The organism is Agrobacterium sp., assembly GCF_032092815.1.
Classification (GTDB): Bacteria; Pseudomonadota; Alphaproteobacteria; order Rhizobiales; family Rhizobiaceae; genus Agrobacterium.
In genome coordinates this window covers 64,139-76,663 of sequence record NZ_DAMDBP010000003.1, presented here as the reverse complement: position 1 = coordinate 76,663, position 12,525 = coordinate 64,139, and the positions used below count along the sequence as shown (strand labels likewise).

At 55.5% G+C, this 12,525-nt stretch carries 10 protein-coding genes and 1 other RNA gene; 7 read left to right on the top strand and 4 right to left on the bottom strand.

All coding sequences use genetic code 11. The features are described from left to right. From RT613_RS02265 to RT613_RS02255, 3 genes are all read left to right on the top strand, one after another. Positions 1 to 2,046 (top strand): efflux RND transporter permease subunit (locus RT613_RS02265; protein WP_313612633.1); only part of this gene is annotated, 2,046 nt, incomplete at its 5' end. A gap of 212 nt (positions 2,047 to 2,258) precedes the next feature. Beyond that, positions 2,259 to 3,671: an FAD-binding oxidoreductase gene (locus RT613_RS02260; protein ID WP_313612787.1), complete on the top strand. Its 1,413-nt coding sequence runs from the start codon at positions 2,259 to 2,261 to the stop codon at positions 3,669 to 3,671. A 110-nt stretch (positions 3,672 to 3,781) separates the two neighbouring features. Then, positions 3,782 to 7,438 carry an AsmA-like C-terminal region-containing protein gene (locus RT613_RS02255; protein ID WP_313612631.1) on the top strand — a complete coding sequence of 1,219 codons (3,657 nt, stop codon included), beginning with the start codon at positions 3,782 to 3,784 and terminating at the stop codon, positions 7,436 to 7,438. 159 nt (positions 7,439 to 7,597) lie between these two features. Here the strand turns inward: RT613_RS02255 and RT613_RS02250 are convergent, their stop codons facing one another. The 4 genes from RT613_RS02250 to ssrA form a co-directional block, all read right to left on the bottom strand. Continuing rightward, the gene (locus tag RT613_RS02250) at positions 7,598 to 7,843 is read right to left on the bottom strand and encodes a ribbon-helix-helix domain-containing protein (RefSeq protein WP_313612629.1); all 246 of its coding nucleotides are present in this window, start codon (positions 7,841 to 7,843) and stop codon (positions 7,598 to 7,600) included. Between the two features lie 80 nt (positions 7,844 to 7,923). Next, positions 7,924 to 8,124 carry a DUF4169 family protein gene (locus tag RT613_RS02245; protein WP_313612627.1) on the bottom strand — a complete coding sequence of 67 codons (201 nt, stop codon included), beginning with the start codon at positions 8,122 to 8,124 and terminating at the stop codon, positions 7,924 to 7,926. A 132-nt stretch (positions 8,125 to 8,256) separates the two neighbouring features. Further along, positions 8,257 to 8,769 carry an SspB family protein gene (locus tag RT613_RS02240; protein ID WP_313612785.1) on the bottom strand — a complete coding sequence of 171 codons (513 nt, stop codon included), beginning with the start codon at positions 8,767 to 8,769 and terminating at the stop codon, positions 8,257 to 8,259. A gap of 125 nt (positions 8,770 to 8,894) precedes the next feature. Beyond that, positions 8,895 to 9,257: a transfer-messenger RNA gene (ssrA, locus tag RT613_RS02235) on the bottom strand. Between the two features lie 305 nt (positions 9,258 to 9,562). Here ssrA and RT613_RS02230 point away from each other — a divergent pair. The 4 genes from RT613_RS02230 to RT613_RS02215 form a co-directional block, all read left to right on the top strand. Continuing rightward, positions 9,563 to 10,357: a thymidylate synthase gene (locus RT613_RS02230; RefSeq protein WP_313612625.1), complete on the top strand. Its 795-nt coding sequence runs from the start codon at positions 9,563 to 9,565 to the stop codon at positions 10,355 to 10,357. Beyond that, positions 10,354 to 10,881 (top strand): dihydrofolate reductase, encoded by a 528-nt coding sequence (locus RT613_RS02225; protein ID WP_313612624.1) that lies wholly within the window; start codon positions 10,354 to 10,356, stop codon positions 10,879 to 10,881. Before RT613_RS02230 ends, RT613_RS02225 begins: the two co-directional genes overlap by 4 nt. Before the next feature lie 143 nt (positions 10,882 to 11,024). Further along, positions 11,025 to 12,137: an FtsH protease activity modulator HflK gene (gene hflK / locus RT613_RS02220; RefSeq protein ID WP_313612622.1), complete on the top strand. Its 1,113-nt coding sequence runs from the start codon at positions 11,025 to 11,027 to the stop codon at positions 12,135 to 12,137. A 1-nt stretch (position 12,138) separates the two neighbouring features. Beyond that, the coding region (locus RT613_RS02215; protein WP_313612621.1) for an SPFH domain-containing protein at positions 12,139 to 12,525 on the top strand (387 nt) is incomplete at its 3' end.

Genomic DNA, 12,525 nt, shown 5'->3' with positions numbered 1-12,525 from the left:
CCCGCCATTACCATGCCGGTGGCGTTGATCGGTACCATCGTGGCCATCTACATGGTCGGTTTTTCGATCAATATTCTTACGTTGCTGGCCATCGTTCTGGCGACTGGCCTTGTGGTGGATGATGCGATCGTGGTGCTTGAAAACATCGTGCGTCGCCGTGCTGAAGGCATGGGGCCGCGCGCAGCTGCCGTTCTCGGCACGCAGGAGGTTTTCTTTGCTGTTATTGCAACGACAGCTACGCTGGCCGCTGTGTTCATCCCACTATCCTTCCTGCCAGGGCAGCTGGGTGGTCTGTTCCGGGAATTCGGTTTCGTGCTGGCATTTGCAGTTGGTCTGTCGTCAATGGTTGCTTTGACGCTCTGTCCGATGCTTGCCTCGCGCATGCTCAAGCAGGGAGAACAGCAACAGACCGGACCGCTGGCATGGTTTGGAAACCTCTTTGCATCGACCTATAAAAGCACGTTAGCGGCATGTCTCAACAATCCCTTGATCGTTGTGGTCGTTGCTGCTGTGTTTGCCGGTGCGTCCTGGATTGCCTTTGGCATGGTGCAGAACGAGTTGACGCCACGCGAAGACCGCTCATCGCTGTTCATGCGCGTAACAGCACCGCAAGGGGCGGGGCTTGAGTATACCCGTGATCAGCTGCAGCGTGTGGAAGAGGGGCTGCAACCGCTGCGCGACAGTGGTGAAATTCGCAATATCTATTCGATCACCGGTATGAATGGTTCGTCCAATACTGGCTTCATGGTGATAACATTGGCGCCGTGGGGTGAGCGTGAACGTACGCAAAACCAGATTGCGCAGGATGTGAATGCCGTGGCGCAGAAGGTGCCAGGCCTGCGTGCAACCGCGCAGCAGCCCAACAGCCTGCGTATTCGCGGTGCCGGTAACGGTCTCAGCATGGCGATGGTCGGTAGCAATTATCAGTCTCTGACGGAAGCGACGCAGAAGCTGCTGCTGGCGATGGACCAAACGGGCATGTTCGACACGCCGCGCTTTAACAATGAACCCAATCAGGCGCAGCTTTCCGTGTCGATCGACCGTGAGCGTGCATCTGATCTCGGCATTGACATAACGGGTCTGGCACGTGCCATGCAGTCGCTGCTCGAGGGGCGCTCAATTGTGGATGTGTTCGTGGATGGCGACGCTATCCCTGTGCGTCTCCTGTCTTCGACGCGGCCGATCAATGACCCGACGGACCTTGAAAACATCTTCCTGAAAGCCAAGGACGGCAAGATGGTGCCAATGTCGGTGATTGCCACCCTGAGAGAAACGGCCGTTGCTCCGCAGCTCAATCGTGAGCAGCAGCTTCCTTCGGTTGGCTTCACCGCCGGCCTGAAGGATGGAGTGGCGCTGGGCGATGCGGTTGCCAAGGTCAATGAACTCGCGCAATCGGTGATGCCTCAAGGTGCACGCCTTTTGCCGATGGGTGAGGCTGCTACGCTTGAAGAAAATTCCAGCGGTATGTTGCTGACCTTCGGTTTCGCCATAGCCATCATCTTCCTGGTGCTGTCAGCGCAGTTCGAAAGCGTATTGAGTTCGGTCATCATCATGTCGACTGTACCGCTTGGTCTTGCCTGTGCGGTGATTGCGCTGCTGGTGACCGGCTCCAGTCTGAATGTTTACAGCCAGATCGGGCTTGTGTTGCTGGTGGGCGTGATGGCCAAGAACGGCATTCTGATCGTGGAATTTGCCAACCATCTGCGTGATCAGGGGGCAACGGTGCGCGAGGCCATTGAAAAGGCTTGCAGCATTCGTCTGCGCCCTGTGATGATGACGATGATTGCCACCATTCTTGGCGGCGTGCCGCTGGTGTTGGCGCAGGGGGCCGGTGCGGAAGCCCGTATCGCGCTTGGTTGGGTGATCGTGGGTGGCCTTGGTTTTGCAACGCTCGTGACGCTTTACATTACGCCGGTGTCCTACCTGCTGATTGCCCGCTTTGCCAAACCCCAGGCCGATGAAGAAATCCGCCTGCATCGTGAGCTGGAAACCGCCATTCGCCGTCGGGCAATGGAGGAAGACAAGCAGCTTCTGGCCGCAGAATAAGCTCGCCCAATCTCTGCATTGTCGGGAATGGCAATGCTGGACAAACATAAAGTCGTGTCCCATACCAAGCCGGGTTTGCGTAACAACGTGAGTCCGGCTTGCGCATTCGGGGCGCCATGATCCGCTTGCTGGTCAAGGTGGTCCCTGCCATGTCTGCCAAACCTTCAGCGATCGGTTCATGGGCAGGCATGTTGAAGACATGGAGACTTGATATGGCTTTGAAAGATGTGGTTGAGGGAACGAGAAACGAAGCCGGCATAACAGCCGTTCTACAGGTTCTGAAGCAGCAATTGGGCGACAAGCTGCAGACCGGACAGTCGTTTCGTGAACAGCACGCCCACACCACCACCTATTTGACGACCCAGTTGCCGGATGGCGTGGTGTTCGTAGAAAACACCGACGATGTCAAAGCCGTGGTCAAGGCTTGCGCAGAGCACAAGGTGCCGGTAATTCCCTTCGGCACCGGCTCCTCGCTGGAAGGACAGGTCAATGCGCCGTCTGGTGGCATTTCGATTGATTTCAGCCGCATGAACCGCATTCTGTCGGTCAATACAGATGATCTTGATGTGACGGTCGAGCCAGGCGTGACCCGCGAACAGCTCAATATCTATTTGCGTGACACCGGTCTGTTTTTCCCGATTGATCCAGGTGCCAATGCATCGATTGGCGGCATGGCCTCCACCCGCGCCTCCGGCACCAATGCTGTTCGTTACGGCACGATGAAGGACAATGTGCTGTCGGTGACGGCGGTAACTGCCAATGGTGAGGAAATCCGCACCGCAAGACGGGCGCGTAAATCCTCTGCCGGTTATGACCTGACCCGGCTGTTTGTCGGCGCTGAAGGCACGCTTGGTGTCTTGACCTCCGTGACACTGCGTTTGCAGGGTATTCCGGAAAAGATTTCCGGTGGTGTCTGCTCCTTCGACAGCATCCAGGACGCCTGCGACGCGGTGATCATGACCATCCAGATGGGCATTCCGGTGGCGCGTATCGAGCTTCTGGACGAGGTGCAGATCCGCGCCTGCAACGCCTATTCTGGCCTGTCCTATGAGGAAAAGCCGACTCTGTTTCTGGAATTTCACGGCACGGAAGAAACAACTGCATTACAGTCCCAGCAATTTGCCGAGATCGCCGCAGAATTTGGCAGTTCCGATTTCCAGTGGACCGGCGATGCGCAGGAACGCGCCAAGCTGTGGAAGGCGCGCCACGATGCCTATTGGGCCTGCCGGGCCCTGGCGCCGCAGCTTGACGCCTTGTCGACCGATGTGTGCGTGCCGATTTCGCGTCTTGCCGATTGCGTGGTGGAAACACAAAAGGACATTGCCGAAAACGGCTTCCTTGCGCCCATTGTCGGCCATGCCGGTGATGGCAACTTCCATGTGCTGGTGTTGTTTGACGGCAAGGACGCTGAGAGCATAACCAAGACGGAAGCCTTTGTGGCGCGGCTCAACCGCCGGGCGCTGTCAATGGATGGCACCTGCACGGGCGAACATGGCATTGGCCAGGGCAAACTCAGCTTCTTGCAGGAAGAACTGGGGGATGCGGTTGATTTGATGCGCGCCATCAAGTCGTCACTTGATCCGGATAACATCTTTAATCCGGGTAAGTTGTTCCGGATGAGTTAAGTTCAACAAACCAATCAAAACGGGCAATCAAAAGGGACAATCGAAAACGTGTCTTGCCCTTGGTTCAAAAAGAACTAACTTCCTTTCTGTTTTTATGGAGATATCGGGCAGTGCTCGGACGCATTCTTGTTTTTCTGGGCGGACTGCTCGTAGTGGCGCTGTTTGCAGCGCTGCTGGTGCCGTATTTTATTGACTGGACCAGTTTCCGCCGGGATTTCGAGGATCAGGCAAGCCGCATTCTGGGAAAGAAGGTCGTCGTCTACGGCGCAGTCGAGGCACGTCTTCTGCCTTTCCCCTCTGTTACCTTGCATGATGTACGTGCGGGCATGGATGCGGATGGTTCGCCACTCATTCAGGTGGCGCGTTTTTCCATGGATGCCGAACTTGCGCCGTTCATGTCTGGTGAGGCGCGTATTTTCGATATGCGTATTGAGGAGCCGAAGGCTAAAATCCGCCTGTTGAAGGATGGTACGCTGGACTGGATGCGCGGCAGCCGCGCTGATATCCCCGCCAAAACAGTGGTGCTTGAGAAGGTCAGTATCGAAGGCGGCCAGATCGAATTCATCGATGAACAATCCGGTCGTAACCGCACGGTCACGGACCTGACGGCTGATATGTCTGCCCGTTCGCTTGCCGGACCATGGCGGGTTGAGGGACGTGGTGCCATTGATGGCCATGCGGGACGCTTCTCGCTGTCCAGCGGCGAGCCGGATTCCAAGCTGGCACGTATCGGTTTGCGTCTTCGTCTTTTACCCGATGAACATCCCGTTGCGGTTGATCTGGACGGTGGCCTTGCGGTGACCGATGGAAAACCGGTTTATAGCGGCAACTTCAATTTCCAGATCCGCCAGGATGACAAGGGCAAGAAGCCGCAACAGCAGGCGTCGATTTTTTCCGCACCGCGCACCCAGGGCAAGTTTGAACTGACCAATGAAAGTGTGCGTGTTCCAGAATACCGTATGGAATTGGGCGATGCCGGCAATCCCTATGTGATCACCGGTGAGGCGACGCTGGATACCGGCACGCAGCCCGAGTTTCTGCTGACCGCAGATGGCCAGCAGATCGACGTCAACAATTTTGCGGTGCCGGTACAGTCCGGCAAGACTGCGCGTGTGCCTGTGGTTTCTGTTCGCCAGCGCATTGAAGATTTTGCCGCGTTGATTGCCCGCATTCCGGTGCCGCAGGTGCCGGGTAAAGCCACAATTCGCCTGCCAGCCCTTGTGGCGGATGATACGACCATTCGGGATATCCAGCTGGATGTGCGTCCGGCCGGTGCCGGCTGGCAGATTGTCAATGCGGTGGCCATCATGCCCGGCCGCACACAGCTTGAGGCAAGTGGTTCGCTGACCTTGAGTGGCGGACCTGCATTTAATGGTGATCTGCTGGTTGCGTCCAATCAGCCATCCGGCCTTGCCAACTGGCTGTCCGGCACGGTTGATCCGGCCATACGCCAGCTTGATTCTGCAGGTTTTTCTGCCTCCGTTTCGTTGACCACCCAGTTGCAACGGTTTGAAAATCTTGAACTTGTCATTGGCAATGCATCGCTAAAGGGCCGACTGGAACGGCAATCAAGCAATGACCAACCACCGAGCCTATCGATTGATCTTGCCGGTAACGAGATTGATCTCGGTGCACTGAAAGCCATTGGCGGCCTGGTGATGGGTGAGCAGGGCGACAGCTCCATTTCGCAACATCGCATGGCGGCAAGGTTCAAGGCAGATCGGTTTAATGTCTCAGGTGTAACCGCCAATCAGGTGGAAACCGCCTTCAGCATTGATAATGGCGTTTTGAATGTGGAAAAGCTGACGGCGGGCGATGTTGCCGGCGCGCAGCTGGAGGCCAGTGCGCGACTTGAAGGATCTCTGCTCAATTATGCGGGCAAAGGATCCGTGAGCCTGCGTGCTGAAGATCCGCAGCCATTCCTTACCATGCTGCAACAACATCTGCCGGGGCATCCAATCCTGCAGAAAATGGTCGATAGCGCCAGCTGGTACGTGAACTCCGACCTCAAGGCCGATCTTTCAATCGGCTCTGAGAACGAAGGCATGAGTGTTGCTCTGTCCGGTACCGTCAATGGCAGCCGTATTTCCGCCGTGGCCAAGGTGCCGGATATTCTGTCGATTACAGACGATACGGCGTTTTCGCTGGAATCCGTGTTGAAGAACCAGTCGACCTCGATCCTGTTCGGGCAGGTGGGTTTTGACCCGCTACCTTTCGATGCGGATGGGGAAGGGCTGGTGTCGCTGAAAATCAATGGCACGCTTGGCAATGCGGCCAATACCGATATTCGTTTCTCGACCGAAAAAACCCACGCGACGTTGGTCGGTTCCTTTAATCTTTCCGGTGAAAAATTCTGGCAGGGTGCTGGTGATTTCTCGCTGGAGAGCGCGGATATCGAACCTTATCTCATCATGAATGGTGTTTCTCTGCCGCAGATCGGCGGCGGTATGGCCATGAAGATGAAGTCACGCGTTGAGGTCGCGCCCGACGTCGTGAAGGTTTCTGATATTAACGGTCAGTCAGCGGGTAATCCCATTTCCGGTAATCTGACCGTGCAGCGTGCCGCGCCACACAAGGTAGAAGGTGATTTGTCGCTTGGCACGGTCGATCTCGCCTGGCTGGGCGATACGACTTATGGACCGGTATTTGACAGCACCCATGGTGGGCTGAATGCCGAACAGGTGTCGCTGCCATCCTTCCCCGGACTTGAAGCATCTGTGACACTGAAAGCTGGTAATCTCCAGACCGGCATTCTTGAATCGGTTTCCGGTTTTTCAACCCGCCTGACACAGAGCAATGGCCGCCTGTCTCTTGAAGAGATGAATGGCGACTGGATGGGCGGCAAGGTCTCCGGCACATTGACCATGGCAACCGGCGAAAAGGCAGGCATCTTCCGCTCAAACATCACCGTGACTGGTGTCGATCCGCAAGCTCATATCTGGCAGTTGGCCGGTGCACCGGTGGCAACCGGTCGGTTTGATGTGAATTTCAACGCCGAGGCCACAGGGGCAAGTGTGCATGACATGCTGGTTTCGGCCGGTGGTTCAGGTGAAATTCGCGCCAATGGCCTGACGGTTCGTGGGATCAATCTCGCAGCCTTTGCGCCGCTGCTGGCTGAAGCCGACAAGATTGAAGGCGAGATCGATGCGGCGAAAACCAAGCCCTTGGTTGATGCGCTGATTTATAATGGTGAGGTCAAGGCTGACAGTCTGGCCATGCCATTTATCCTCAACAATGGCGCATTGCGTTTGCAAGGCATTTCACTGTCGACCGAGCAGGCCAGTCTGGCGGGTGAAGTGAACCTCGATCTGCTTGAACAGACCGTGGATGGCAATCTCAACGTCACGTTCAATCCGGGGCAGGATGCGCAGGCCGGTGGCGACCCCGCCGTACGACTTCTCTATTCCGGCCCACTGGCAACGCCTTCCGTCAGCACCGACGTGTCTGCCGTGAGTGGTTATCTCTCATTGCGTGCCTTTGAAAAAGAACGCCGCCGGGTGGAGACCTTGCAAGCCAATATTCTGGAAAAGCAGCGTCTGCGCCGCGAGGCGGCACTTTACACGGCCCGCGCAGCAGAGCGTCAAGCTGCCAAGGAAAAGGCTGAGGCGGAAGAGAAGGCACGCCTTGAGGAAGAAGCCAGAGTAAAGGCAGAAGAAGACAAGGCGCGGCAGTTGCAACTGCAATTCGACAGTCTGCAGGCGGTGCCGCAGACGCAGGAAGTTATTCGCCAACCACTCGCGCCACCCTATGGCACCGCAACGCCCTGAAAACCTGTCCCAGGCACCCAGTCAGCTGAAGGGCGTCATAATGTTTTGCCGTGCGCAGATACCACTGGTTGTCAGGTGGCATTGAGATCATATGTCTGAGTAAATGGATCGCCTGGCATAGGAGCTCATCTGCGCGGCGAAAAAGCGGCGTTTGCGCCTTTATTGCGACAATGGCGGAGTGCTGCGATCGCGGTTTACCAACGTCTTTATCCATTCCAGAACATAGACCCGAAGTGAGGAGGAGAGGTTGCTTTCCGGCGCACGATGGTCGTCAATCTCTGCCAGAAGAGCGGCAAAGCTGATGTTGCGATGATGGGCAATATCCTGCAATTCACGCCAGAATTCATCTTCCAGAGAAATGCTTGTGCGGTGGCCATGCAGGGTGGCGGAATGTTTTCGGATCAATGTTTCGGCTTTCGAAACTGATTCAACTGGTTGTCAGATTGATTCTGAAAGGTGCTGTAAGTCTCTGTAAAGAAATAATTTCAGCCCTTGTCATCGTCCTTGGATGTTTCGATGCGGCCTTGGTCCAGCGTCTTTTCCGCCTTTTCATTGAGGGCCGTCGTCAGGTTCTTCTCCGCCTTGGTGCGGCCAAAGCTGATACGGTTCTGTTCCGCCTGCTTTTCTTTTTCAGAGCGCGCCTTTTGTTTGCGGAACTGGCGAAGATTGACAACGTCAGCGGACATCTCGGTTTCCTGAGCAATAAGTGTCAACATAAAACGAAAGTGGCGGGAACACCCGCCACGACCTTGAACCAAAACCAATGGCTTCGTTCATTCTGTCAGCGCACCAGTCACAAAGCGAATGGCGCTGCCGAATCAATGTTTCTTGCGGAAGGCATCCAGCGATACGACTGACCCAGCCTTCTTTTCTTCGCCCGGTTCACCTTCTGTGGTGGAAGCAGCCTTTTCGGCTGTGACCTCAGGGTACGCGGTGATTTCAGCACCTTCGGAGTCTTCGTCCTCGTCGGACAGCGGAACGTCGAATTCCAGCTCGAAATTGACCGACGGATCATAGAAACCACGGATGGCGTTGAACGGAATGACCAGCTTTTCCGGAGTGTCGGAGAAGGACAGGCCGATTTCGAAGTTGGTTTCAGTGATCTTGAGATCCCAGAACTGGTGCTGGATGACGATTGTCATCTGCTCGGCATATTTTGCCTTGAGGTGCTGGGAGATCCGTACACCCGGCGCGCCTGTCAGGAATGTTATGAAAAAGTGGTGATCACCGGGAAGGCGGCCAGTTGCGGCAACTTCGCTCAGCACTTTGCGGATAACGCCGCGAAGAGCATCCTGTGCGAGAATATCGTAACGGATATGGTCCTGCCCCATGCGATCCTGTCTTTCCTTATGCATTTCTGTCTTTGCAGACACTATATTCAATGACGCGTGGTACGGCAACGCCAAACCCTGCGTGTGAGTCATCTCATCATATAGGAATTTGTTGAAAGAAAGAAGGTGGAGGTTTCTGTTGCCAGGTACCTCCGAACCCCGCCTTACGGGGCTAACCGTAAGGACTTAGAGCGGAATTCCCGCACCGCCATTAGGCAGCGAGAGCGTATTCCTTAGCGTTGTTGTCGTTTGCAACTACACTTGTGACCCGATAACGGCGGTATCATGCCGAGCAAAAGTACGATCTTTACGCCCTTGTCGATCCTATTTCGCCCCCATCAAAAGCCGGCCCGAAAAGCCGCCGGTTTTTGGTGGAGGCGCCGGGTACCGCCCCCGGGTCCAATAGGTTTATTACACCGACCATTTATCGCCATATCTTCTTGCGAAGCACCCTCTAGATAAGCTGGAGACGTGAACAAAACAAGGGGATGATTGGTTTTATCCGTTAAATTCAATGATGAGGGTTGAGGCGGGCTGTTGCCGGTTTGTTTCGGCACGGAGACTGAAAACACCTGGTTTCTGGCGCTTCATGAAGGTTTGATGTTGATGTCGTGCGCAAAAACATGGCGGCCGATCGCTCCAAGTCGCGCTCTACCTTCGATTATCTGGCGGCCAGGGAACCCGCAAACTGAAAGACCTGCAAAAAAGCGGGGGACTTGGTCGCCACAGACATTGGTTCCGGCGCCTTTCGCTATTATATTCCCGTCAATATGGAATTTGCGGCGGACCCTTCATGAAGCAATATCTCGATCTTCTCCGACATGTGATGGACAATGGCAGCGACCGTGGTGACCGGACTGGCACCGGTACACGGTCGGTGTTCGGGTATCAGATGCGGTTTGATCTCTCGGAAGGTTTTCCGGTTCTCACTACCAAGAAGCTGCATCTTCGCTCAATCATTCACGAACTGCTGTGGTTCCTGAAAGGCGATACCAATATTGCCTATCTCAAGGAAAACGGTGTTTCGATCTGGGATGAGTGGGCCGATGAGAATGGTGACCTTGGCCCGGTCTATGGCGCGCAGTGGCGCTCCTGGCCAGCCCCTGACGGTCGTCACATCGACCAGATCGCCCTGTTGATCGAAAGCCTCAAGACCAATCCCAATTCGCGCCGTCACATCGTGTCGGCATGGAACCCGTCGCTGGTTGACGACATGGCCCTGCCGCCCTGCCACTGCCTGTTCCAGTTCTATGTTTCCGACGGCAAGCTGTCGTGCCAGCTTTACCAGCGTTCGGCGGACATCTTCCTTGGTGTGCCGTTCAATATTGCCTCTTATGCCTTGTTGACATTGATGGTGGCGCAGGTGGTGGGGCTGAAGCCTGGCGACTTCGTGCACACGCTGGGCGATGCCCATATCTATTCCAACCACTTCGAGCAGGCGCAGTTGCAGATGACGCGTTCGCCGAAGGCCCTCCCGACCATGCGGATCAATCCTGACATCAAGAGCCTTTTTGACTTCAAATTCGAGGACTTTACGCTGGAAAACTACGAAGCTGATTCAAGCATCAAGGCACCGATTGCGGTATGACACAGGTTCATGTTTCCCTGATTGCCGCAGTGACTGAAAATGGCGTGATCGGCCGTGAGCTTGATATGCCATGGAAACTGTCGACCGATCTCAAGCGTTTCAAGGCGCTGACCATGGGCAAACCGATGATCATGGGTCGCAAGACGTTTCTGTCGGTTGGTGAACGCCCGCTGCCCGGCAGGCCGCATATCATCATCAGCCGTAATGGTGATTATCGCCCTGATGGTGTCGATGTCGTTTCTTCGCTGACGGCGGCGCTTGAACTGGCCAAGACAAAGGCGAATGAACTTGGTGTGGATGAGGTGTTCGTGGCCGGCGGCGGGGAAATCTATGCCCAGTCTATGCCCCATGCCGATCGTCTTTACATGACCCATATTGATGCCAGAATTGATGGCGACACCTATTTTCCAGCCATCGATCCTGAACAGTTCGAAAAGGTGGAGGAAACGGCGGCGCCAGCCGGTGAGAAAGACAACTACGCTGTGACTTTTGCTACCTACAGGCGAAGGGGCGCGGCAAATTGAACAATTTACCCTGATTGTCGAATAAGTTACCGCCTCTGCGTTGAAACCACAGGTTTGCGTCCCTATAACGAGGTCGATATTCCCGTTCAGCGCGAGCAATCGGCAGGGTGGGGGCGGGAGAATTCATAACACAAGAGGTATTGATGCCCTGGAGCAATCAAAATGGCGGCGGCGGCCCTTGGGGCGGCGGCGGTGGTAATAACCAAGGAGGCCCATGGGGGCAGGGACCGAACCGTCCACGTGGCGGCGGCGGTGGTGGAAATGGCGGTCCGCCGGATCTGGAGGATATCATTCGGCGCGGACAGGATCGTTTCCGCAACGTATTGCCGGGTGGATTCAACGGGGGCGTTCTTGCCATTCTTGGCCTGGTTGTTCTCGCTTTTATCGCCATGCAGTCCATCTATACGGTACAGCCGGATGAGCGCGGTGTAGAACTGCGCTTCGGCAAACCGAAGGACGAAGTGTCCATGCCGGGCCTTCACTTCCATTTCTGGCCGATTGAAACGGTCGAAATCGTCAAGGTTACAGAGCAGCAGCAGAATATCGGTTCGCGTGCGACGTCATCTTCCGGTACGGGCGTCATGCTGTCCGGCGATCAGAACATCGTGAACGTACAGTTCTCGGTGCTGTTTACCGTGACCGATCCCAAATCCTACCTGTTTAACGTTGATACGCCTGCCGAGACATTGCAGCAGGTTGCTGAAAGCGCGATGCGTGAAGTTGTTGGTCGCCGTCCGGCGCAGGACATCTTCCGTGATAACCGCCAGCAGATCGCTGCCGATGTTCGCAACATCATCCAGGGCACGATGGACGGTTACGGTGCTGGTCTTTCCATCAATGCTGTTGCTATCGAAGATGCTGCACCGCCGCGCGAAGTGGCTGATGCGTTTGATGAAGTTCAGCGCGCCGAGCAGGACGAAGACCGTTTCGTGGAAGAAGCCAACCAGTACGCCAACCAGAAGCTTGGTGCGGCACGTGGTCAGGCAGCCCAGATCCGCGAAGAGGCGAACGCTTACAAGAGCCGTGTCGTCAACGAAGCGCAGGGTGAAGCGCAGCGTTTCGTGTCCATCTATGATGAATACAGCAAGGCTCCGGATGTTACCCGTCAGCGTCTGTTCATCGAAACGATGGAACAGGTCATGAAGAATACCAACAAGATCATTATCGATGAGAAGCAGGGCGTTGTTCCGTACCTGCCGCTCAATGAGATTACACGTGGTGCCGCAGCGGCAGCCGCAACGCAGGGAGGCAACTAATATGAGCAATCGTCTCTCTGCAATTCTCGTCTTTATCGGTCTGGTACTGTTTTTCGGTTATTCCTCGGTCTTCGTGGTCAATGAACGCCAGCAAGCCATCGTGGTTCGCTTCGGTCAGATCCAGGACGTGAAAACGGAACCGGGCCTGTACTTCAAGCTGCCATTTGCTTTCATGGATGCTGACCGCGTTCAGTACATCGAAAACCGCGCTCTGCGTTTCGATCATGATGACATCCGCGTGCAGGTTTCCGGCGGTAAGTTCTATGAGGTAGACGCTTTTGTTGTTTACCGCATTACCGACGCCCGACGTTTCCGTGAAACGGTTTCCGGCGACCAGATGTCGGCTGAAGCCCGTCTTCGGACCCGTCTCGATGCTTCCCTTCGTCGG

What these genes read in the sequence shown, in the direction of transcription:
- RT613_RS02230 (WP_313612625.1), top strand. Translation starts at nt 9,563, where the DNA reads ATGAAGCAATATCTCGATCTTCTCCGACATGTGATGGACAATGGCAGC.
- RT613_RS02245 (WP_313612627.1), bottom strand. Translation starts at nt 8,124, where the DNA reads ATGTCCGCTGACGTTGTCAATCTTCGCCAGTTCCGCAAACAAAAGGCG.
- RT613_RS02225 (WP_313612624.1), top strand. Translation starts at nt 10,354, where the DNA reads ATGACACAGGTTCATGTTTCCCTGATTGCCGCAGTGACTGAAAATGGC.
- hflK (WP_313612622.1), top strand. Translation starts at nt 11,025, where the DNA reads ATGCCCTGGAGCAATCAAAATGGCGGCGGCGGCCCTTGGGGCGGCGGC.
- RT613_RS02260 (WP_313612787.1), top strand. Translation starts at nt 2,259, where the DNA reads ATGGCTTTGAAAGATGTGGTTGAGGGAACGAGAAACGAAGCCGGCATA.
- RT613_RS02240 (WP_313612785.1), bottom strand. Translation starts at nt 8,769, where the DNA reads ATGGGGCAGGACCATATCCGTTACGATATTCTCGCACAGGATGCTCTT.